Source organism: Bacillus cereus group sp. RP37 (assembly GCF_040459695.1).
In the GTDB taxonomy this organism is placed as follows: Bacteria; Bacillota; Bacilli; order Bacillales; family Bacillaceae_G; genus Bacillus_A.
In genome coordinates, this window is sequence record NZ_JARVHP010000001.1 from 2,419,977 (window position 1) to 2,442,004 (window position 22,028).

Genomic DNA, 22,028 nt, shown 5'->3' on the forward strand with positions numbered 1-22,028 from the left:
TACCGTATTTGTCCAACTAGATTTTTTTGATATACAGGAATTAACATTGAAATCTTCTAATAATAAGTATAGAGGAGATATTAATATTGAATTAGACAAAGATGGGAAATTTAACATTAATATATTAGGTTCTGTATGTATGAATCTTAAAGCTGACTATGGTATCATACAATCTGTTAGTGGCTATATTGATACCATGGAATAGTTAGCTTTAATTGGATCAACGTTTTTCAAGATTTTTAGTAGATAAGTATAGTAACTTAAATAGAAGCGATAAGCAAACTGTAAAGAATATATTATACAAAAGAGCATCCTTTAAGTGGATGCTCTTTTGTAACTCTTACTTTACATACACATAGGCTTCAATTGCAGTTATATAGTATGCTTTTCAATGTCAAAAAACATTAGAAAAAGCAGGACAATATTATTAAATAGCTGGGTCCATTGTAGAAATGTTTGAAGCTATTTCACTCATAGGCGGATATAATTTCTTAACTATTGTGGCAGAAGTAGGAACTGGTGGGTTAGCATCACCAATTGTTATTCCATTAGATATAGCAGCAACAGCTGCTGGGGCTAGTCTTTTTGCACATGGTGGATTTGTATGGGATAAATCGATTCAAAATACTAAGGATACTATTCAAAAAATCCAGTCTTCTGGTGGAGGTAAGGGTGCGAGTAATCGAATACCTTCTTATGGAAAAGATTCAGTACCTAAAGGTCCATACCGTGAAGTAAATGGTTATCCAATAAAAGTGAAAGCAGGAGCTCAAGAGAAGCATATTCCCGATACACCGAACTATAAACAAGAATTAGCAAATGGAAAAAATAAGAGCATTTTCTATGGCGATAATAAAATAGCACAAGAATTGGTTGATAAGTTCGCCGGGAAAGGTCAACTACTACCAAACGGTAAAAAAGAAAGAGTAGACTTTGGTAAAACAATTGGAAAATACTATGATCGTGATACTGGTGAATACCTTGAAACTACTAGAGGAATGATTCATTATGGAAAAGACGGAGCACATATAGTGCCTTCAGAACCACTAAAGAAGTAATAAGAGGGGGATATACATGAAATATGATCCTTTAATAAAAACGTTAAAAGAGTATAAAGATAGAGACTTGATAATAGAGTGGGAAAGTGGATTGAAAATTATTGGTGAACCAGACACGCTTTTTGAAACAGACAATGGGTTAGATGACGATGATGTGAATTATACCGAATACTATGCCGTTACATTTCAAGTGAATGATATTTTAGCGCATCCTACTAGGGAAGAAAATAGTTTATATAATTGGTTAATACAAAAGAAAGGCTCGTTAGTTGAAATTTCTCTCTATGATGATCCACCAATTGCAGTATTTTTAACTGACGGAAAAAGAGTATGGGAAAGAGAAATATGTAAATAATAGGTGGTATTTAAAATGAGACCTTGATTGGCATATATACCAATCAAGGTTTTTTCTATGTTTTTACACCTGTAAAGGGTGTTCATCGATGGTATAAAATTGGCTATAAGAAAAAGAGACGGATGAGAGTATGAGTGTACTTAGGATATCTAATAAGAAATCTCAATGCCGATTTTGTGAAAAAACAATGAGAAGAACTTAGGGGATTATAGAAGAAACAACCCGAAAAAATGATCTGTCAATTAAAGATATAGAAACAAATAACATAATTGAGGAGAAATCTCCGGTTAGAAATGCTTGGGACGATGTGGCAGACAGTATAGTTGCTGCAGCTAGAGAGGTTGGAATAGAAGTTCAAGCAACTATTAGAAACTATAGCGATCCTCTCCCAACAGATATGGTTACTAGATTTACAACTCCTAAAGGTACGCCTAAGATATGGGGGGAAGCTTTAGATTTAAGAATACAAAAACAAAAAGCAAGTTTTAGAAATAATAATCCAATGGGTTCTTTTGAGTTAGAAAAAATGAAATAGAAAGAAGTGCTATAGCTATGGAACAGTATTACGTTGATAAAGATATATATGTATATCCTGAACCTTACCAAAAATTAGTGGAATTGAATTTAGTTGATTTTGATGTATGGTATTTAATTAAATCTGAACAGGCTACTAGAAGGTATCATGATTTAAAGGAAAGATATCCAAAAAGAAATTTAATTCCTTTTGCTAGAAGAGATGACAACGATGACATTGCGTGTTTTGAGATCGGCAAAGGAAGTAAAGTTCAACTTATTCATGATTTTGCTTCTGAAGGTTTTGAACAAAGAAAAGAATTTGATGACTTTTGGGATTGGGTTGAATGTGCTATGAAAGAAATGATAGATTACAATCGGAGTGAAGAAATTGAATAATCAAAAAATATTTAAAAATTTAAGTAAAGAAGTATCTTATGCTTTACGTCATGCTCCATGGGAATACGAATTGGAGTTAGATGAGAATGGGTGTCTGTTGAGCAACTTTTACACGCACTTCACCAATCCATTGAATGGAGAGATGTGAAGATAGAAGATTTAAAAATAATGATTGAGAAATCTGAGAAAAAAAAGGCATGAGCTAAAAGAAAATAAAATTCGTGCCTTGTATGGACATTCTATTCCCATGAAAATAGTAAAGGAAGAAGGAGTTCCACCTGAATTTCTTTATCATGGTACATCTCCGCGCTTTTTAAATTCTATTGAATCAAATGGGCTATCACCTATGTCTAGACAATATGTTCATCTTTCTGAAGATATTATAACTGCTGAATTAGTGGGGAAAAGAAAAGATAAGCATCCTATTATTTTAGAAGTTAATACTGAAAAAGCTAGAGAAGAAGGCGTTAAATTTTATTTAGGAAATGAAAAAGTTTGGTTAGCAGATGAGATTCCTAGTGAATTTATCGCAATTAAAATGAAACTATAATAAATACTGCAACTTCCCCTAAAAAGGGTGGGGAGACTGTTGTAGGTCATGCTTTACAAAAACATGCAGGAAGAAATCCAGATATTTTGGGGAAAGTTAAAGGTGGACCTGACCAAATAAATCAAACTGCATTGAAACACCGTAAAGAAATAATGGATGAACCAGGAGGATTTATAAAAATTAAAAGTCCTAAAGGAATAGAATTTTTGGAGGAAAAACTACCAGATGGACGTGGAGTTCGATTGAACCTTGATGGAACTTTTAAAGGGTTTATTGATCAGTGAAAGAGGGGGAGTGTAAGTGGAAAATTTAGAGATTATATTAAGTGATTTTAATAAGAGAAGTATTGATAAGTTAATTTACGACGAACTTAAATTAACTACATTAAAACTTAAATCATCACATTTTTATGATAATATTTTAGAAAAAGATTTGGATTTTTCTCAAGTGAAAAAAATGGAAGAGATTTTAACACCAAAAGGCACAGGAAATGTATGTTTAGAAGAATTACAACTTGGCATTTCATTAAAAAATGTAGTAATAGTATTTTCATTTGATGAACAAGATGGTGATATCGTATTTAATTTTCCTGAAAATGAAATATTAAAGGATGAGAGAAATGATAATAAGTTAAGGTTAAAAAAGTTAGTGCATTATCTAGTTAATTTGAAAAAAGAGTATGATATCCAAAAAGTAACAATTGGTTATGAACCTGCAACTGATGAGGATACTTTGCTAATAGAAATTAATGATAAAGTAAAGAATTATGACAAAAAAATAGAGGGAATATTTTCTTGATTTATGAGCCTTAAGGTATATGCCTTGAGGTTTTTTTAGTAACTTTGAATAAACATTTTTTATTCAAAGTAAATATATATATTATTTTTGTATAAATTAGAAAATGAATGTTCAACTGTATTGCAAGATAATAAACTTGATAGTAGTGGAAATGTGAAAACATATAGGATATATGAAATGGGAGACATTATTAGAGATTGGCGATAATTTAGAAACTAGGAGGAATCAAATGATGAATTTAAGAAAATAGGAAGTAGTATTTTAAAATTATTAGATAGTAACGGAATAAAGAAACATTGAGTATTGAAGTGGAGGATGTTTCGTTAGAGTTAAAGGAAACAGGTGTTACTATATATAATTGTTTATTTGAAGATGAGTATTAAAAAGAAGCATTAATGATTGTGCAGAAACCAAAGAAGGGCTACAAATAATAGAGGTAGATTAGTAGTTGTTAAGAAGTGATTACAGTTCGAAAATGTAGCCTCATTAAAAAGAGAGGCCCTCTTTAGTAAACGGTTATAACTTACCCTATGGGATGAATTTCCCCTGTGGGGTGGCTTGTGGAAGTTTAAGAAGGTGAAGGCAAGGGAGCCAGTGGAGCTAGGAACATTGGAAAAAATGATAAACTAGTAAGTCATGGATATGTTGATGCTGGCGTTTCAGGAGCTCCAAAAGTTGATGCAGGTAAACAGGGTAAACATGTTCCTGGTCATGGGAATAATGTCTCAACCAAATCGCAGTGGGAGCAGGGAAAAATGGAGAAACAAGGGGAAAGGTTCATATGGATGGTAAAGGAAATATACATGGATATCCTGTACAATAAAGGAGAATAATTATGAGTGATGAAATACTAAAAGTTGTTAATAAGTTATATAAGCGAGGGGATTTCCAATATGTTTTGAAAAAATTTGTTGATAAACATTTTTGGGATAGAGAAATTAATAAAATACCCAATATAAACGTTGATAATATTACTGATTTTAGTTATTCAACATGTTTTTCTTACATTCTTCTACCACTAGATGTGAAATTTCGTTTTGGTAGTGTAGAATTCAGCGAATATGTTCGGAAGCAATCAGAAATTAATTGCGTAATGCTAATGATTTCGGCAATTGCGCCATATGCAGTTGTTAAATATTTAAGATATAGGTACAATAATGGCACAATCGATCTAGTTGAAGAGTCCTCGCCATACAATGATGAATCTAAGAAAATAGGAAGTAGTATTTTAAAATTATTAGATAGTAACGGAATAAAGAATCTTGATAAAGAAACGTTAAGTATTGAAGTGGAGGATGTTTCGTTAGAGTTAAAGGAAACAGGTGTTACTATATATAATTGTTTATTTGAAGATGAGTAGTAAAAAGAAGCATTAATGATTGTGCAGAAACCAAAGAAGGGATACAAATAATAGAGGTAGATTAGTAGTTATTAAGAAGTGATTACAGTTCGAAAATGTAGCCTCATTGAAAAGAGAGGCCCTCGTTAGTAAACGGTTATAATACCCTATGGGTGAATTTTCCCTGTGGGGTTTAAGAGGGTGGAGTAAGGGAGCCAGCGTTGCCGAGGATATTAAGATACAATATTTATAGGAGGATAAAATGAATAGTAATTATGAATTTATTGAAGATAAAGAGAAAAATGATGAATTGATGTCAATATATTTTAACTTTATAAACGGTAAGTACTTGGAAAGAGCTTTGAGTTTTTTGTAAAAAAGGAGGGGTTTGGACAAGAAATAGTATTCGTTCATTTTCAATCTGATTTAGATGAATTTGATATGTCACAGCTACCTACACCTTTAGATGATAAACATGTGTTAGTTGAATTAGATTCTCCAGCTGTTGAGTCTGAACAACAATTGTATTTGGACTTTGAAACTTTTTATAATTATTTGGAAGAACATGTGAAAAAGGAAGTGGAAAAAAATCCAGAAAGAAATGGATTAATAGACTTATTAGTGCAAGTTAAGCGCAGCTTAAATTTGTAATAGCTTATAGCTATTTTGCTAAATTCTGAGGGCAGAAAAGAACTTTTTCAAAAATATGTTTTCATTAGTATTGTAGTATATTTCAATAAGGCAGATTGTCTGGTATTGAATTAGTAAAGAGGAAGTTATAGATGAAGAAGAGTCAACAAAAGAGACCTCATATTTGAGGTCTCTTTTGTTGAGTGTATTGAAAAAATCCCCAATTAAACATTAGCATGAGATAACAACTATAAGGGTATGGATAAAACACTATCTAAAAAGAAATCAATACCCGATTTTGTGAAAAAACAATGGGAAGCAGGGAATAGATTTAATAAGGAAAAGCGCTCTCGATATCCTTATAATGAAGTAGAGTTAGAGAAAAAGGAAATCAATAGGAAGAAATATGTTGTGGATTCTTATATTCCGGGTGAAGAAATTGTCTCGAGGAAATTTATCCAATTGGCTGAAGTAAAAGAAAAGACGGCATTAAGTTATTTAAGTGAGTTTACTAAAAAGTATTCTTCCGGTTCAGAAATTTCTTCAGGTAAATTTAATCCTAATGCTTTAAAAGGTGGTCGACTAGATGGAGAATTAATTTTGGAAGTCCCTGTACAAACAAAACCAGTTCCACAAAAAATTATTGAAGAGGCGAATGAGAAAGGGATTATTATTCGTGATATTAATGGGAAGGTGTATAATTAATGGAAATTTATTATTGTGATAAGTGGTCTAATATAAAGAAGAAGCCTTGGAATATTATTGATGACAATGCAGCCAAGATACTTCATGGAAATCGACATTCTTATACTGCTGTTCTCAATGATGGAGAGCAGCCAAAGTATTTAGTAAATGTCACTGATAAATGGGTATCGGTAAGTTTTTTGGATGATTTTCTTCGTAAATATTTACACTACGATTTTATTGTTAAAGAAGATAATAGAGTATTCCTAAGGACAATAATGTATTGGGAATATGACGGGGATACACAGTTAAAAAGTATGATTTTGGGGTATCAAGAAAATGGTCATATTGCTATGGAACAAAAAGATTCTAAAACTGGTGAAGTAGAAGAACGAGAGATAAAAGATGATGTATCTAGAAATTGGGATATATTCCCCGAGTTTGGCCAATACCTATATTTGTGCAAAGAGGAGAGGTAACTCTTTTGAATATAAACATGAAACTAATGAACTCGTGATTTTTGAGCCTCAAGGTAATTACCTTAAGGTTTTTTTATTGCTCTCAAATAAATATTTCCTTTATTCGAAATCTATAGATATGTTATTATTTTTGTATAAATTGGAAATTAGAAAGTGAATGTTAAACTGTACTGCAAGATAATAAACTTGATAGTAGTGGAAATGTGAAAACATTTAGGATAGATGTAAAGGGAGACATAATTGGAGAATGGCCATAATTTAGAAGCTAGGAGGAATCAAATAGAATGAGAGATCAATTATGTATAGAAGAAAAATGTAAAAGGGGAATAGAGTATCATAAAGAGTTTATTGAAGAAAATAGAGAAGAGATTAAAAGTTTAGAAGAAGATGAAAAAAATGATATTCAAAGATATTCTAAAGATAATAAGAGTATTATAGAAGGGACCTATCTAGCCAATTTTAGATATGAGATGGAGGATATTAGGGCAAAGTATTCTTTAGGGGAAGACATTAGTGTAATAGAAGAAGATTTTCATAATGCAATTTATGATTTAGAGAATACAGGGAGTAGGGAAATTGGATATTTAAGTCTAATTTGGATGATTTCCTTAGGAATTCTATTAGAAACGGATAAAAAGAATATAGAAAGATTAAAAAAGATAGTTGATAAAAAAAATATGAACGACGCAGTAATTAATTTTCTCTTATGCGCTAGTGATATCGGATACACAAACATGACGAACAGATATTATAAAGAAAATCCATATGCAAATACGAGAGAGATTATAGAATTTGCACAAACAGATAAAAAAGAAGCGTCTAAAAGATTGAAAACGTATATGGAGAAAGAATGGTTTAGAGGCCATTATGATTATGAATGGAAAAATGCGCATAAAGAACCTGGATATGTAGGGTACTGGAGCTTTGAGACAGCTGCACTAGTAAAGATACTCGAACTTGATGATACAAGTTTAAAAGATAATAATCACTATCCATATGATTTGGCACATTATAAAAATGAAATGAAATTTAAACATATAGACCTAAGTGAATATCACTATGAAGATGAGACAGAAGAAATCGAGGATATAGTAGAAGGAATTGAAAATAATCCTGCATTGGAAAATATTATTCCGCCAAAATGGCATTCATTGGTCGATGAATTAATACATGATTATGAGAATATGGACGATAGTAGTTTTTATGAAAAATACAAAAAAACAATAGGAATAGGTCAAGTGTGGTTTTTACCACAAGAATATGAAGAAGAAAATGAGCAAAAGGATCTATTAGGAAGTTTAATTGTGTTTGCCCTTACAGTAAGAGATTATATATTACAACTGGACTATAAAGAGGATTTAGAGGACTACATTGATAATCTTAAAAATTTCTGGAATGGATTAGAAATAAAGTTAATTCAATTTATATTAGAGAATGATCAAAATTATTATGCATGGGTACCGAAAGAAGCAAACATCCCAAATATGTATGAAGTGAAGATAGAGGTTGTCGAAGTAGAAGAAATTCAATAACCAGTACATCAAAAACATATAGAATTCAATAAATAAAAGAGGTTATAAATAGTGGTAGTTTGGGGAATCCGACTGTCACTATTTTTGTATTTACATACGGCTATGTGATTTAAGTAGAGTGTTGAAAATTTTCCGGAAAACGAAAAATCATATAAAGAGCATAATAGCCTTGTCTTTAATACAACTTAGATGGGAAAACTGAATCATCATAGTTGATTAAATTTTTATGGACAGGTTAATAGATAAATAATGGGTTATAACCTAATGAACTTAAATATGTAGAGGAGGACTACTAGGTGATTAATTGGAAAGAAAAGATAACAACTTTAGCTTTAGTGAAGCAAGATTTAATGAAACAAGATGTAGAGAAAATATGGCCACATCACTTTCCTGAAGTAGGAGCAAGTGAAGAGTATGTGTATGCTCTTGAACAAGAATTGGGTTATAAACTGGATTTAATATATCGAGATTTTCTACAACATGCCAATGGTTGGAAAGGTATTTATCAAACTGTGGACTTATTTAGCATTGAACAGCTGAAGAAATCAGCTATAATGGATCACGCTCAAATGTTATTAACAGTTATTGATGACGATGTTTTAAAAGAAAGTGATGTTTTAAGACAGGAGCTATTACCAATAGCGGTCGCTGAATTTGATAAGGACTTATTTGTTTTATGTTTATCAAATTCACGTAAACCAGGTGAGGTAATTTGGTTTGCAGGGGAAGAAATAGACAGATTTGAGAATTTTGAAGAGTATTTCTTGGCAATGGTTGATTACAATAGAGAAGAAATATTGGCTTTAAAAGGTAATCAGCTAAAGAGAGAATTAAATTTTGAAATACCTGTATACAAAAATAGTTCCTCAAAAAAATATTGACGAGGCTAATGAACAAGGGGGTATTATTCGTGATATTAAAGGAAAGGTGTATAACATAATGGGAATTTATTATTACGATAAGTGGTCTAATCTACAAAAGAAATCGTGGAATAAAATTAATGAGAAGAAAGTAAAAATCTTTTTTAAAAATTGTGACCTACATACTACTGTTTTAAGAACTGGAGGGTAGCAGAAGAATATGTGTGAATTAATTTTGAAATGATTAAATAAAGAAATAAATGGAAGGAAGGTATAAATATAATATGAAACAGTTAATTGAAATAATAAAAACATTACCAAATTGTCGGGTTCATGGGCCTACAAGATTACCTGAATTTGATAAGGATAAGCATGTGCTTCCAAGTGATCTGAAAGAGTTTTATAGTCTTTGTGGAGGACTTGTTTTATTTGAAAATGAGGAATACGCTATTCATATTGTGGCGCCAGAGGAATTTGTTTTAGCTAATCCTATAATCATAGGAGAGTTATGTGCGGATGATATTTCATCAAATTGGTATATTATAGGTAAAGATTGTATGGATGGGTATGTAACGATGGATTTAAGTGAAGAGAGATTAGGTAGATGTTATGATAGTTTCTTCGATCGGCACGGTATAGTTGGAGAGTCACAAATTATCGCAAATTCTTTTACTGATTTACTTATAAACCTCATTAACAATCAAGGGCAATATTGGTATTGGCTAAAAAGAAATTTTAAACCACTTGGAGATGCTTATGATGAAGGAGAGAAGGTTATAGATAAACTTTGATGTGATATAAAAGAAAAACGATATTTGAAAAGGTATACATATATTGTTATGAGTTTTTATGTGCAGTGAAATGATTACGTGAAGCTAAGGAAAAGCATTTTTATATTGAAAATATAAATAGAAGCCGCAAAATAAGGAGTAGTAGTTAATGAATAAAGAGGAATTAACAAATTTTATTAAAGAACATGAGGAAATAGACGACTTTACAGGCGGAGTAAATGAAAGTCAAATTTATGCTGTTCAATACAGGCTGAGTGTAGAATTACCAGATAGCTATAAGTGGTTTTTAAATACATATGGTTCTGGCGGGTTATTTGGTGTCGATATATTAGGGATTGGTAAGTCAAATATGGCTTCAGTTGTTATTGTAACGGAGAACTATAGAGGCTTAGAAATGAGTGACAATTTAGTAGTTATTGAAGATGCTGGAGAATATGCGTATTGTTTAGATATGCGTCATATGGAAAATAATGAGTGTCCAATAATTGCCTGGAATAGACAAGGCGGACTTGATGACTATAGTACAGCAAAGAACTTTTATGAATTTTTATCACAAAGGTTAATAGATGCAAAAGAAGTATGGGAAGAAGAGTTTTAATATTAGAAATTTTATTGGTGTTAATAACGAAAGTCTATATAAGGCAAGTTGAGGAATGCAGATTGAGTGAGGAAATTCAATAGAAGTGGAGAATATTGATTTGAAAACAATAATCAAAAATATAGGTAATAAAAATATAAAAGCTAAAGTAGAAGAACCATTAAGTCTTCATGTAAAAACTCTATTTAATTTATTATCTAATGTAAAAGATAAATTAGCAGATAGATTTTCAATACAAATTGGATGGTCTGTTTATAGTTTATATAAGTATGAAGATTATTATCAAATTATCACCCGGGATTATACTAGAAACCCTTTTATAGATACAACGGAAGATTTAACGATTGCATTATGGGTACAACTTGAGCAATCGCATTGTTTACGTCGATTAAATATAGAGGGAGAATTCATAAAATTTAACGATAAGATTGTGATAGCGAAAAATGTGTTGCAACAAGAAGAGGTGTATTTACAAAGATCTAGTGGTTGTGATGAAGGTGATTCAGGTTGGTATATAGGTCCTATCAATGAAGAAGTATCAGGAGAATTGGAAATCATATACGCCTACGAATTATTAAAAATGAAACCTGCAATTATTCAAGTGCTAGCTTTACCGTATGAGTATTTAGTAGTATTTGAGAAGGACAAAATTAAAGCGATTTTAAATGAATGTGATGTTGATATTTGGAGTGAAATAGAAAATAAATGAAGTGACTATAACGGGGAAAGTTTCATGGAGGATTAGAAAATGAATGTAGAAATGAAACCTGAAATTAAAGAAGTTCTGAAAAAAATTAAATTTATAGATAGATATAAAAAATTGTCTGGAAACTTTAGCTCAAATCTTAATGATTTAAATGATAGACTTGAGGGTTATGATATGGAAAAGGTAAATGAAATATTTATAAGGTTGGGATATGCAGCAACTTTTGATAAAAAGGAGAAATTTTTTAAGGTAGGTGTTCTAGATTATTCTCCAAATTATATGGTATGGTTTCATATAATTTTAGAACATGGAATGACAGTGTTTGTATGGGTTGTCTATCATAATAATGAAGTAAGACTAGGTAGTCCTTGGAGTGTTTATTCAAGGTTATTGATGAATGCAAGTGAAAGAATAAAAACACCAGTATATCGAAACTATATGGAGTTAGAGGAAATATTAAAAGAGGCATTTTTAATGTATGATGATTTTAAAAGTGAAATAAGTAATGTGTATAGTAAAACCCACAATTGAAAGTAGTAAGTAATACGATACTGTAAATTATTATACATAAGTGATTCATATACTCAAAACATTATTACTTTGTGTGAATGCAACAACCAGATGAAAAAACTAGAAAATAGGCATGTTTTTAAGAGGTATAGAAGGTAGGGATTATTAACTTTGAAAATTTATTATTGTGACGAATGGTCAGATATTAGAAAGAAACCTTGGAATATAATTGATGCATGTAAAGCATACTTGTGTCATCAAAATCACGAACCATATACGGCCGTGTTAACTGAAGGTGAAAGGATTAAGTATGTTATTAATGTTACAAAAGATTGGGTTTCAGTTGGGTTTTATGATGACTTAGTTCGTAAGTATTTAAATTATGATTTTGAAGTTATAAATGATAATAGAATTTTCTTAAGAACAGCTATGTATTGGGAATATAATGATACGAATGAAAAAGAAAAAGCTAGCATGATTTTCAATTTCCGCGAAAATGGTTATACAGTAATGGAAAAGGTGGATGTGAATAGAGGATTAGTTGAGGAACGAGAGGGTGATGATAATCTTGAAAATCACTGGGATGTGTTTCCTGATTTTGGTCATTATATTCATTTGTGCAGAGAGGAAAGATAGTGAATGTATATAAGGTGTCAAATGCCCAATATGAAAATTACGTGAGTTAAGCACTTCATTGTCAACGGACGACAATAGGTGCTTTTTTTACGTGCAGTGAAGAAAAAATATAAGTTTCCTTTTTGCTCTATTTCATATTTGAATTACATGTTATAATTTGGAAAAAATATGTATTGTTAATTTCCGGATAATAGAAAAGGTGGTAGATACTGTATGAGTACATTAAAGAAAATCACTAACAATATCTCGAAGGTTATTATAGGAAAAGATGAATCGATTGAACTTGCAGCTATAGCTCTTATAGCAAAAGGGCATATTTTATTAGAAGATGTACCTGGGACGGGAAAAACAACATTAGCGAAAAGTTTAGCGAAAAGTGTGGACGCTAAATTTCAAAGAATACAATTTACAGCGGATACTTTGCCTGGAGATGTTATTGGTCTTGAATATTTTAATGTAAAGGAATCGGATTTTAAAACGAGATTAGGACCTATTTTTGCAAATATAGTATTAGTCGATGAAATTAATCGAGCTGTACCGAGAACACAATCTTCGTTACTTGAAGTTATGGAAGAACGTACTGTTACGATTGCGAAACAGACACATTCATTACCAGAACCTTTTTTAGTTATTGCAACGCAAAATCCACTCGAATCATCAGGTACATTTCCTTTACCTGATGCTCAATTAGACCGATTTTTACTTACGATTCGACAAGGTTATCCTACGAGGGAAGCAGAAAAGGAAATGATGAATCGTTTTCAAAAGAATGATCCGCTAGATACGTTACATTCTATTATTTCAGGTGAAGAAATTATTATGATGCAAAAACGCGCAAGGGAAGTGCTAGTAACAAATGATGTGCAAGATTATCTCCTTGAAATCATTGAAGCAACTCGTAATCATGAGCTGATTGAAATTGGAGTAAGTCCGCGGGGGACGTTGGCATTTATGAGAGCGATTCAAGCACGGGCAATATTAAATGAAAGAGATTATTGTACGCCAGATGATATAAAACTACTAGCTGCATCTGTTTGCGCTCATCGTTTAACGTTAACGATTGAGGGAGAGATGAAAACGACGAAAGAACAAATCATGAAAGAAATCCTTCATACAATTAGTGTGCCAGTGGAGAATGTACGATGAATCAACAGCTTGTGTATACACCTTTAGCGGAGCCTTTCGTAATGGGAGTTATGTCAGTTGTAGCCGTTATTTTAAGTGTATTTTCAAGTAATCTATTGTTTTTATCTCTCGTATTTTTGTATGTAATTTTAATAGGTGCTATGCATGTGTACATGCGTAAAGTATCTCGTGTTGAATGGGAATACAGTCAGGGGAATTCAAACGTTTTTATAGGTGAAACGAATACGTGTAAAATTAAAATTTCAAACAAGTCGATATTTCCTATTCTTAATATCGTATTTCGATTTAAATGTGAAAATAAGCTAACTTGGAATCATGATGAAATAAATAAAAATTATAGTACAGGTTCAAATTATTATATGAATTTTAATTTAAAAGGAAGAGAGTCAGTTTCATTTGATTTACAAGCTGTAGCGTTAAAAAGAGGAATTGCGAAATGGGAAGAAGTTGAAATTGTTATTACTGATCTCTTTGGATTCATAACGAACCATATAACATATAAACAAGTTGATACGCCCTCCTATTTAGTCTTACCAGCTGTTCCGAAAATGCAAGTTCCTGAATTACAAGAATGGTCACGGGGATTTCGAAAAGCGATGTCTTCACCGCTATATGATGAAACGAAAGTAATGGGAGTGAAGTCTTATGAAAATGAAGATTTTCGTTCCATCCACTGGAGTGCAACAGCGAAAACAGGGACGATAACTGCGAAAAAGTACGAGCGAACACAATCAGATAAATATGCGATTTATCTCAACTTGCAAAATAAAAGTGGTGTTTCTTTGCGAAATGATACAGAAGAATTAATTGAATTAACGGCAGGCATATGTAAACAACTGCTCATGCAAAACTGTTCATTTGAAGTATGGATCAATAGTGTAAAAGATAACGGTTTGCTACATATAAAAAATGGGGATAATCGGAAACATTTGCAAAATGTATTAAAGGTACTTGCCTCAATATCGAATCAGGACACGCCAGTATCTTCTTCTTATTTTTACACAGCAGGCTTTCGTCGAAAGAAACTGGATGCGGTTCCTTTAATTATTGGTACTTCACCAAAGAAATACAGTAGAACGAATAAATGGATTGTAATTAAAGAATAAGAAGGGGCTTATGTCATGGTTAATAAAGCGCGGCATATGAAAGTGAAGTTATGGAGTGTTAGAGTTTTAATGCTACTTTTCTTTACGGTTAGTGCGATAACGTTATCACAAGGTGTGGTGCATGTGCAAGACATAGTAAAAGAACGTTTTTTTAATAAGACGGAGACAATGTTGGAAAGAAACTATGATTTTACTAGTATAAACGAACAGTTTGATGAGCCTGAAAGAATTATAGATGAAGAAACAGGAGTTGTAGATACAAGAACGAAAATAGATAGGAAAATCCCGCTTTTTAAACGGGAGAATTCATGGAGTGATGTGCTTTCTATGCTTTCAAATTCATGGATTAGTATAGGTTTTTATGTAGTTATTGCAGGGGTAATTATATATTTTCTTTATAAATCCGTTAGGAAAAAGTTAACGAAACCAGAAATAGAACAGGAGAAAAAATCGGTAACAAAAGAAAATACGGTAAGAACCGAAAATAACAAGAAAGTCATTCATCAGTTAGAACAGTCGTTACCGACAGATACGATAAGAAAAACGTTAGTTGGATGGGAAAGAACATTACCATTTCATGAACAGAGAAGGTCCTATGAAACGATGCAACAGTGGTTAAAAAGAATTAGTAGAACGAGAAATATTACTTCGTTATATGAGTCTGTTCGTTATGGTGAAAAGACGTATACGGATTTAGATGTGGAAAAAATAATGAAGTGGGTAGAGGGAGATGGGAAGGTGGATATATAAATATCCACCTTTTCTTTTTTTATACGTAAATTTGATTAACATGAATTATTTTCTTATATGAAACCGTCTTCAAATAGGAAAACAAAATTAACTTTATTTACTTATACTTGATTACATGTTAACCTATACTTAATTTTTATAAATTATAATTAATTTTTAAGTTTTTTAAGGGTGTGAATGTGTAATGAAATCGGTATTAAAAAGCATACTTATTTCCTTTGTTTTTTCAGCAGTAGGTATGTGTTGGTTACTGTTCTTATTATTCAAAGGGGACGGAGACTGGTTATTGTCTTGGATAGGCGTATTAATGGCATATTTATCTTTATTCACTTTAATAGATTTATTTTGTAAAAATACATACGATAAAAAAATAAGTAAGTGGCTTATAAAAACAGCGGTGACTAGCTTTAGTTTTGCTGTATTAGGAATCTCATTTTGTATCATACACGAGCTATTAACACCATGGAGTCTCAGTTTAATGGTGTGGTATTGGTTGGTAATGTTAGTTTTATTTTTAACAACCATAATATCGTTAGTCAGTCTCGTATTTGTTAATCGTAAAAATCATAATTTCACCGGTGTATATAGAATACTTATACTTCTAAATGTACTGCTTACGTTAGGACCAGTATTATGGCCACTATTACTTTCTATTATCGGAAATGGTATGAACGCTAGTGCAGGATGGTAAAGGTGAATATAGATTAGTTGCTTAAATAAAAAAGAACGTGTTTACATAAAAAGTGAAAACACGTTCTTTTTTTATTCATTTTAATACGAACACAATGAATAAATCATCTTAAAATAATTAAGACAAGGTGAAATGAAAATGGGGGCAGTTAAGGGACTGTCCTTATTTTTTTATGCCCTTTTTATTTTCATACATAATTCTTTCTCAGCTTATCGTAACAAAATTTGAACGTAAGTATTTCGTAAGGAATGGATAAGAAAAAAGAGAGGTTTATCATATAGGATTAAGGTATAACTTGAATCAATATGATATGAACAGAGGAGAGAACCTTATGAAAAAATGTACTTCAATAAAGTTAGGAAGTTTGGCAGTATTAATAGCGAGTACTAATTTATTCACGCCAGGTTTTACTGTGAAAGCAGAGTCTACTCAAAATATTTCTACTTCGTCACAAGCGCATGATCAAAAGAATCGGAATGGTTGGAAACGAGTCATGCAGGAAACAATCCAAATTGGAGCGCCAGGGGTATTAGCTAAGACGTATAATAACGGAAGAGTTAGTAGTTATACTGCTGGTTTGGCGGATTTAAATACAAAGAAACCAATGAAATTAGATTATCGTTTTCGGATTGGAAGTGTGACGAAGACTTTTACTGCTACGACTGTTCTTCAATTAGTAGGAGAAAATCGTGTGCAACTTGACGATCCAATTGAAAAGTGGCTACCGGGAATTATTCAAGGAAATGGGTATGATGGCAATCAAATTACGATACGACAACTTTTGAATCATACGAGTGGTATCGCTGAATACTTAAAGTCAAAAGACGCTGATATTATGAATTCGAAAAAAACGTATACAGCAGAAGAAATAGTGAAAATAGGCCTTTCTCTGCCTCCAGATTTCTCGCCGGGTAAAGACTGGTTGTATTCAAACACAGGATACGTCATATTGGGAATGCTTATTGAAAAAATAACTGGAAATAGTTATGCGGAAGAAATTGAAAAGCGAATTATTGAGCCTTTGGATCTGTCAAATACATTTTTACCAGGAAATTCACCCGTCATCCCAGGAAAGAATCATGCTCGTGGGTATATGAAAATTGACGAAACAAGTGAGTTGAAAGACATGACGTATTATAATCCGAGTTTAGCAAATGCAGCTGGAGATATGATTTCTAATGCGGACGATTTAAATAAGTTCTTTTCATCTTTACTTGGTGGTAAGTTACTGAAAGAACGCGAGCTAAAAGAAATGCTTACTACAGTTCCTATAGAAGGGAAAGGTCTTGGTGATGGATATGGTCTTGGAATCTATGAAACTAAACTTCCAAATGGTGTCTCAGTTTGGGGGCACGGCGGATCAATTCCTGGGTTTATGACTTTTGCTGGCGGAGTAATGGGAGGCAAGCATACATTTGCTGTCAATGTTAACTCTTTAGGTCCGGTTGATATTCTTACACAGTTTAATAAAATGATGCAAATAGAATTTAAGAAATAAATGAAAAGAAAACGAATGGGATCCTGCTTTAAAGGATCGTATTAGCATCCATAGTATGACATCAAGTGTAATTCAATCGTATAGTTTAGTATAAAAAAGGATGTCAGCTGCATGACATCCTTTTTATTGTGGGGTAAAGAGGTATGTTTCATTTTGAAAATTGTTATTTTTGCGAGTATTCCATATAATGATAGGTATAGGGGCTATACAGGGGAATTATGAATGAAAAATACTTTAGTTTGTTAATTGTTTTTATTTTAATAAATAAAAGTAAATTGATGTGGAGTGAAATACATTGGGAGAAAATCAGTTTAGATGGAGTAACACACAATTACGAGAACATGTTGAAGTAATAGACGGCACAAGAAGTCCGCACATTTTATTAAAGAATGCAACATACTTAAATTCCTATATGCGCGAGTGGGTGCAAGCAAATATTTGGATCTATGATGACCGCATTGTATATGTAGGAGAAAAACTACCAGCGCAACTACATGAATGTGAAGTCATTGATTGTGATGGAAAGTATGTAGTTCCTAGTTACATAGAACCGCATGCACATCCATATCAATTATATAATCCAGAGACTTTAGCGAATCATGCGATGCAATTTGGGACAACAACTTTCATTAATGATAATTTAACTATATTTTTAACATTACAACGTGAAGAAGCATTTCGTTTATTAGATGAATTTAAAAAGATTCCAGCAAGTATGTATTGGTGGTGTCGTTTTGATGGACAAACTGAATTGCAAAACGGGGAATCTATGTTTAATAGTGAAGAAATAATAGAGTGGCTGCAGCATGAAGCAGTTCTGCAAGGTGGTGAGCTAACAGCATGGCCCAAACTATTACATGGCGATGATGAAATGCTAACTTGGGTGCAGGAAACAAAGCGATTACAGAAAAAAGTAGAAGGGCATTTTCCAGGAGCATCTGAAGCAACGTTAGCAAAATTAAAACTGTTAGGTACAGACTGTGATCATGAAGCGATGACAGGTCAAGAGGCGTTAACTCGTCTTATGCAAGGTTACACTGTTTCCCTAAGAAATTCTTCAATCCGCCCAGATTTAGAAGTTTTACTGAAAGAATTGTTGGAACTAGGAGTAAATCAGTTTGATAGATTTATTCTTACTACAGACGGCTCACATCCTTCGTTTTATGAAAATGGAATGACAAACGTTATGATATCTACCGCGATAAAACAAGGAGTCCCAGTAATAGATGCTTATCATATGGCAAGTTATAATATCGCTCGTTATTATAATATGGAACATCTACATGGTTCAATTGCGACAGGTAGAATGGCTAATATGAATATTCTAGAAAGTAAAGAAAACCCAGTACCAATTAGTGTCATTGTAAAGGGACAATGGGTGAAGCGTGACGGTGTAAATACACATGAAGCATTACATATAGACTGGAGTGAATGTAAAGTAACTCCATTATCATTAGATTGGACAATAGAAAAAGAGGATATGATTTTCTCAAATAAAACGGGTATACACTTATTAAATAACGTGATAACAAAACAATATATGAGTGAAATCGACATAGACTGTGATGAATTGTCCATAGATCATGATGAATGTTTCCTTATGATGATTGCTCGTGATGGTACGTGGCGAGTGAATACAGTTGTAAAAGGTTTTGCCAAGGAACTAGGTGGTCTTGCTAGCACTTATTCTGGTACCGGCGATATCATTCTTATTGGGAAGAATAAAGAAGATATGCTTATAGCTTTTCATAGAGTAAAAGAGCTTGGCGGGGGAATGGTAATAGCTGAAAAGAATGAAATATTACACGAAATCGCATTACCATTGCTCGGAATTATGTCTAATTTAAAAATGAGTGAATTAATACAGGAAGAGAAACAAATGGTGAAACTACTCCAAGAGCGTGGTTACGCGTATGACGATCCGGCATTTACCATTTTGTTCTTTTCTGCGACGCACTTGCCTTTTATACGGATAACGCCTATAGGACTATATGATGTGAAAAATAGTAAGGTACTGGACTCACCGGTAAATTTAATAAAGCAATGTTAATATGAAAGGCTCTATAAAAGTCCAATTTATAGGGCCTTTCACATTGTTAGCATAAGAATATTGTAAGCCTCAAATAATATAGTATCTAAATTACTTGAGGTGAAACGTAAGTATGAAAAAAATATTGTATATTTTAACTGTATTTATATTATGTGTATCTATTCAACAAGTTGTACATTCTCAAACAGATGCACCAGAGCTATCTTCTGATTGTCTTGAAAAAAGGAAAATTCGAGATGACAAGCATGTGAAGAATATAATAAGTGATATTAAATCCACATTTAATTTAAAAATTGATGAACATAGTTTTTTGGAAGTAAGTAAAAGAGACCTGGATGCGGCCTATTTGATATATGGCGGAAAAGAAAATGATTCTTATTATAATTCGCTAACTAAAATTTATGATAGTGGTGGATTTAGCGAGCAGCCTAGCTTATTCGTGAGGGCACAAGAAGCATTTTTACTTTATAAAGAAAAAGATAATATCAATGTAATGAAACGCCTAAAACTAGATGTTGAAAAAGGGGAATGGCTCGTTATAAAAACGAAGAAGAAGAAAGGGAAAAAAGTTAAATTCAAGCCGTTGCAATGTGAAAAAGATTATATGAAAAAGAGAAATGAGTACCATAATCTAAAATGAAATAACGGAATTTTAAGTGAGGAAAATTTGTTAATAATTGTAAATGAAGTGGTAGAAATTCCTAGTGATTTTGCCATAAAAAAACGTCATTTTTTATTTTTAAAATGACGTTTTTTTATATACTTAAAGCTTTTGCATCGCACTTTCAATCCTCTTCACCAAATCAGCAGACACTTTATGAAAATACCCCAAAACTACCTTTCGAATATCATCGGATATAACTTTCAAATCACTAGCTAAGTTTTCAGCGAGATGTTCTTTTTCTATCGGCTGTAACTCCGTATAAAATTCCCCAGCCTGCGTAAAGTCATCTTGTTTCGTTATAGAAGTTCTTTCAAGTTTACCTTCAACGTACCTTCCGTCACCGCTCGTTATTTGATTAGCAGGTGTCCAATCTTGCTGTTGGTTAATCGTTAATTTGCGGAATTCAGGTCCAATTCTTCTTCTTTGAGAATCGCTGTAAATGTTAGCTCGCCCTTGCAACATTTTATCATCTGATAGTTCTGCACCGTCTAGTAAATTAGAAGGGGAGAAGGCGACTTTTTCTACTTGCTCCATATAATTTTCAGGGTTTTTATTTAATACCATTTTGCCTACTGGTATAAGAGGATACGCCTTTTCATCCCATACTTTTGTATCATCTAAAGGGTCATAAGAAAGATGTTCTTCATCTTTCGGATCCATGAGCTGGACATATAAACCGTATTCCACTGGCTTACCATTTGCAATTGCATCATATAAATCTCTCCCGCTATAATCAGGGTTTTCGGCAGCCAGTTTATTTGCTTCCTCACTAGTAATGAATTGTACACCTTCAAATGGGTACCAATGATACTTTACATACTTTCGATTACCTTCTGCATTTCTCCAAACATATGTATTTACACTATGCCCTGGGATATGGCGCAGACTTTTGGCTGTACCAGCATCAGAGTATAAATGGACAACGAAATGAATGGATTCAGGTGCTTTAGCGACAAAGCTCCAAAATCTATTCGGGTCTATTAAGTTATTTTTAGGTGAAGGTAACAACGCTTGAATTGTTTCTGGGAAACGCATCGGATCACGAACGGAAAAGACAGGAATGTGATTACATAAAAGATCGAAAATGCCTTCTTTTGTATAAAATTTTGTGGAAAAACCGCGTACATTCCTAGCAGTATCAGGTGTTCCTTTCGTACTAACAGCTAATGAAAATCGCACCATAACAGGAACTTTCTCATTAGAATGTTGTAGAAAACTAAGTTTAGTATGTTCAGACATGGGATAGATCGTTTGAAAATAACCGAATGCACCAAATCCTTTTACATGAACAGGTCTTTCTAAAATTTTTTCGTGAATAAATTCTTGTAACGCCTCGTGAAGTACGCTATCTTGCTTTAGAACAGGTCCACGTGAACCAACTGTTTGAGAGTGAAGTATAGCTTGTTCATTACGTTCTCCATTTTCATTAAAGCCTTTCCCTAGTAAAGATTGCCCTTGTTTATCATAGTTTTCATCCATCGATATAGCCTCCAAATCTTTTTTGCCCATTGTTACTAAATATGATTTCATAGCCTTGATTATGTATGACACGCAAAGTTCAAAATAGTAACAGACCGCTAGATGAAAAAAACGCGTATGCAGTGGACCTGTTGAAATAGAAGAAATTATGGAAAAATGAATATCGGGAAGAAAATTACTATTAAAATTTCAATCTTAAAAATGAA

22 protein-coding genes and 4 pseudogenes are annotated in these 22,028 nt (G+C 32.5%); 25 read left to right on the forward strand and 1 reads right to left on the reverse strand.

Annotation, left to right across the window (positions count from 1 at the left end; translation table 11 throughout):
- Nucleotides 1-686: 686 nt before the first annotated feature.
- From QCI44_RS12880 to QCI44_RS13000, 25 genes and pseudogenes are all read left to right on the forward strand, one after another.
- Nucleotides 687-1,058, forward strand: a pseudogene (locus tag QCI44_RS12880) (polymorphic toxin type 50 domain-containing protein); the annotation flags it as partial.
- Nucleotides 1,059-1,074: 16 nt separating this feature from the next.
- Nucleotides 1,075-1,413 (forward strand): hypothetical protein, encoded by a 339-nt coding sequence (locus tag QCI44_RS12885; protein WP_000872895.1) that lies wholly within the window; start codon nucleotides 1,075-1,077, stop codon nucleotides 1,411-1,413.
- Nucleotides 1,414-1,615: 202 nt separating this feature from the next.
- A pseudogene (locus QCI44_RS12890) lies at nucleotides 1,616-1,948 on the forward strand (hypothetical protein); the annotation flags it as partial.
- A 17-nt stretch (nucleotides 1,949-1,965) separates the two neighbouring features.
- Nucleotides 1,966-2,325, forward strand: coding sequence for a hypothetical protein (locus tag QCI44_RS12895; RefSeq protein WP_088083904.1), 360 nt, complete (start codon nucleotides 1,966-1,968; stop codon nucleotides 2,323-2,325).
- Nucleotides 2,318-2,875, forward strand: a pseudogene (locus QCI44_RS12900) (RNA 2'-phosphotransferase). The gene QCI44_RS12895 and the pseudogene QCI44_RS12900 overlap by 8 nt, the downstream one beginning before the upstream one ends.
- An 86-nt stretch (nucleotides 2,876-2,961) precedes the next feature.
- Nucleotides 2,962-3,159 (forward strand): hypothetical protein, encoded by a 198-nt coding sequence (locus tag QCI44_RS12905; RefSeq protein ID WP_088083902.1) that lies wholly within the window; start codon nucleotides 2,962-2,964, stop codon nucleotides 3,157-3,159.
- 16 nt (nucleotides 3,160-3,175) lie between these two features.
- Nucleotides 3,176-3,673, forward strand: a complete 498-nt coding sequence (locus QCI44_RS12910) for a hypothetical protein (protein ID WP_088083901.1) — start codon at nucleotides 3,176-3,178, stop codon at nucleotides 3,671-3,673.
- Nucleotides 3,674-4,508: 835 nt separating this feature from the next.
- Nucleotides 4,509-5,033 (forward strand): hypothetical protein, encoded by a 525-nt coding sequence (locus QCI44_RS12915; protein ID WP_116363362.1) that lies wholly within the window; start codon nucleotides 4,509-4,511, stop codon nucleotides 5,031-5,033.
- 241 nt (nucleotides 5,034-5,274) lie between these two features.
- Nucleotides 5,275-5,663: pseudogene (locus QCI44_RS12920) on the forward strand (hypothetical protein).
- A gap of 237 nt (nucleotides 5,664-5,900) precedes the next feature.
- Complete coding sequence (locus tag QCI44_RS12925) at nucleotides 5,901-6,347, forward strand: hypothetical protein (protein ID WP_000361832.1); 447 nt, start codon at nucleotides 5,901-5,903, stop codon at nucleotides 6,345-6,347.
- A complete protein-coding gene (locus QCI44_RS12930) occupies nucleotides 6,347-6,805 on the forward strand; it encodes a hypothetical protein (RefSeq protein WP_116363363.1) in 459 nt (152 codons plus the stop codon). Before QCI44_RS12925 ends, QCI44_RS12930 begins: the two co-directional genes overlap by 1 nt.
- A 284-nt stretch (nucleotides 6,806-7,089) precedes the next feature.
- Entirely contained in the window at nucleotides 7,090-8,337 is a 1,248-nt protein-coding gene (locus tag QCI44_RS12935; protein WP_353811175.1) for a PoNi-like cognate immunity protein, read from the forward strand.
- Nucleotides 8,338-8,633: 296 nt separating this feature from the next.
- The gene (locus tag QCI44_RS12940; RefSeq protein WP_088083899.1) at nucleotides 8,634-9,218 is read left to right on the forward strand and encodes an SMI1/KNR4 family protein; all 585 of its coding nucleotides are present in this window, start codon (nucleotides 8,634-8,636) and stop codon (nucleotides 9,216-9,218) included.
- Between the two features lie 263 nt (nucleotides 9,219-9,481).
- Complete coding sequence (locus tag QCI44_RS12945) at nucleotides 9,482-9,988, forward strand: SMI1/KNR4 family protein (RefSeq protein ID WP_088083897.1); 507 nt, start codon at nucleotides 9,482-9,484, stop codon at nucleotides 9,986-9,988.
- Between the two features lie 148 nt (nucleotides 9,989-10,136).
- Complete coding sequence (locus QCI44_RS12950; RefSeq protein WP_088083896.1) at nucleotides 10,137-10,586, forward strand: SMI1/KNR4 family protein; 450 nt, start codon at nucleotides 10,137-10,139, stop codon at nucleotides 10,584-10,586.
- 100 nt (nucleotides 10,587-10,686) lie between these two features.
- Nucleotides 10,687-11,295, forward strand: a complete 609-nt coding sequence (locus QCI44_RS12955) for an immunity protein Imm33 domain-containing protein (RefSeq protein ID WP_116363367.1) — start codon at nucleotides 10,687-10,689, stop codon at nucleotides 11,293-11,295.
- Nucleotides 11,296-11,334: 39 nt separating this feature from the next.
- The gene (locus QCI44_RS12960) at nucleotides 11,335-11,823 is read left to right on the forward strand and encodes a hypothetical protein (protein WP_016087354.1); all 489 of its coding nucleotides are present in this window, start codon (nucleotides 11,335-11,337) and stop codon (nucleotides 11,821-11,823) included.
- A gap of 150 nt (nucleotides 11,824-11,973) precedes the next feature.
- A complete protein-coding gene (locus tag QCI44_RS12965; protein ID WP_016087355.1) occupies nucleotides 11,974-12,438 on the forward strand; it encodes a hypothetical protein in 465 nt (154 codons plus the stop codon).
- Nucleotides 12,439-12,651: 213 nt separating this feature from the next.
- A complete protein-coding gene (locus QCI44_RS12970) occupies nucleotides 12,652-13,584 on the forward strand; it encodes an AAA family ATPase (protein ID WP_353811176.1) in 933 nt (310 codons plus the stop codon).
- On the forward strand, nucleotides 13,581-14,690 hold the full coding sequence (locus QCI44_RS12975; RefSeq protein WP_016087357.1) for a DUF58 domain-containing protein: 1,110 nt from the start codon (nucleotides 13,581-13,583) through the stop codon (nucleotides 14,688-14,690). The genes QCI44_RS12970 and QCI44_RS12975 overlap by 4 nt, the downstream gene beginning before the upstream one ends.
- 15 nt (nucleotides 14,691-14,705) lie before the next feature.
- Complete coding sequence (locus QCI44_RS12980; RefSeq protein ID WP_016134794.1) at nucleotides 14,706-15,440, forward strand: hypothetical protein; 735 nt, start codon at nucleotides 14,706-14,708, stop codon at nucleotides 15,438-15,440.
- 184 nt (nucleotides 15,441-15,624) lie between these two features.
- Nucleotides 15,625-16,131, forward strand: coding sequence for a DUF3902 family protein (locus QCI44_RS12985; protein WP_016087359.1), 507 nt, complete (start codon nucleotides 15,625-15,627; stop codon nucleotides 16,129-16,131).
- A 331-nt stretch (nucleotides 16,132-16,462) separates the two neighbouring features.
- The gene (locus QCI44_RS12990; RefSeq protein WP_116363368.1) at nucleotides 16,463-17,629 is read left to right on the forward strand and encodes a serine hydrolase domain-containing protein; all 1,167 of its coding nucleotides are present in this window, start codon (nucleotides 16,463-16,465) and stop codon (nucleotides 17,627-17,629) included.
- 295 nt (nucleotides 17,630-17,924) lie between these two features.
- On the forward strand, nucleotides 17,925-19,679 hold the full coding sequence (locus QCI44_RS12995; protein ID WP_116363369.1) for an adenine deaminase C-terminal domain-containing protein: 1,755 nt from the start codon (nucleotides 17,925-17,927) through the stop codon (nucleotides 19,677-19,679).
- A 112-nt stretch (nucleotides 19,680-19,791) separates the two neighbouring features.
- Entirely contained in the window at nucleotides 19,792-20,319 is a 528-nt protein-coding gene (locus QCI44_RS13000) for a hypothetical protein (protein WP_000723234.1), read from the forward strand.
- A 123-nt stretch (nucleotides 20,320-20,442) separates the two neighbouring features.
- On the opposite strand, the gene QCI44_RS13005 is transcribed toward QCI44_RS13000, so the two are convergent.
- The gene (locus tag QCI44_RS13005; protein ID WP_016134789.1) at nucleotides 20,443-21,822 is read right to left on the reverse strand and encodes a catalase; all 1,380 of its coding nucleotides are present in this window, start codon (nucleotides 21,820-21,822) and stop codon (nucleotides 20,443-20,445) included.
- Nucleotides 21,823-22,028 lie beyond the last annotated feature (206 nt).

Coding starts and splice junctions, on each gene's coding strand:
- QCI44_RS12950 (WP_088083896.1), top strand. CDS start 10,137: ATGAATAAAGAGGAATTAACAAATTTTATTAAAGAACATGAGGAAATA.
- QCI44_RS12930 (WP_116363363.1), top strand. CDS start 6,347: ATGGAAATTTATTATTGTGATAAGTGGTCTAATATAAAGAAGAAGCCT.
- QCI44_RS12935 (WP_353811175.1), top strand. CDS start 7,090: ATGAGAGATCAATTATGTATAGAAGAAAAATGTAAAAGGGGAATAGAG.
- QCI44_RS12895 (WP_088083904.1), top strand. CDS start 1,966: ATGGAACAGTATTACGTTGATAAAGATATATATGTATATCCTGAACCT.
- QCI44_RS12990 (WP_116363368.1), top strand. CDS start 16,463: ATGAAAAAATGTACTTCAATAAAGTTAGGAAGTTTGGCAGTATTAATA.
- QCI44_RS13005 (WP_016134789.1), bottom strand. CDS start 21,822: ATGGATGAAAACTATGATAAACAAGGGCAATCTTTACTAGGGAAAGGC.
- QCI44_RS12980 (WP_016134794.1), top strand. CDS start 14,706: ATGGTTAATAAAGCGCGGCATATGAAAGTGAAGTTATGGAGTGTTAGA.
- QCI44_RS12960 (WP_016087354.1), top strand. CDS start 11,335: ATGAATGTAGAAATGAAACCTGAAATTAAAGAAGTTCTGAAAAAAATT.
- QCI44_RS12985 (WP_016087359.1), top strand. CDS start 15,625: ATGAAATCGGTATTAAAAAGCATACTTATTTCCTTTGTTTTTTCAGCA.
- QCI44_RS12975 (WP_016087357.1), top strand. CDS start 13,581: ATGAATCAACAGCTTGTGTATACACCTTTAGCGGAGCCTTTCGTAATG.
- QCI44_RS12915 (WP_116363362.1), top strand. CDS start 4,509: ATGAGTGATGAAATACTAAAAGTTGTTAATAAGTTATATAAGCGAGGG.
- QCI44_RS12885 (WP_000872895.1), top strand. CDS start 1,075: ATGAAATATGATCCTTTAATAAAAACGTTAAAAGAGTATAAAGATAGA.
- QCI44_RS12925 (WP_000361832.1), top strand. CDS start 5,901: ATGGATAAAACACTATCTAAAAAGAAATCAATACCCGATTTTGTGAAA.
- QCI44_RS12970 (WP_353811176.1), top strand. CDS start 12,652: ATGAGTACATTAAAGAAAATCACTAACAATATCTCGAAGGTTATTATA.
- QCI44_RS13000 (WP_000723234.1), top strand. CDS start 19,792: ATGAAAAAAATATTGTATATTTTAACTGTATTTATATTATGTGTATCT.
- QCI44_RS12945 (WP_088083897.1), top strand. CDS start 9,482: ATGAAACAGTTAATTGAAATAATAAAAACATTACCAAATTGTCGGGTT.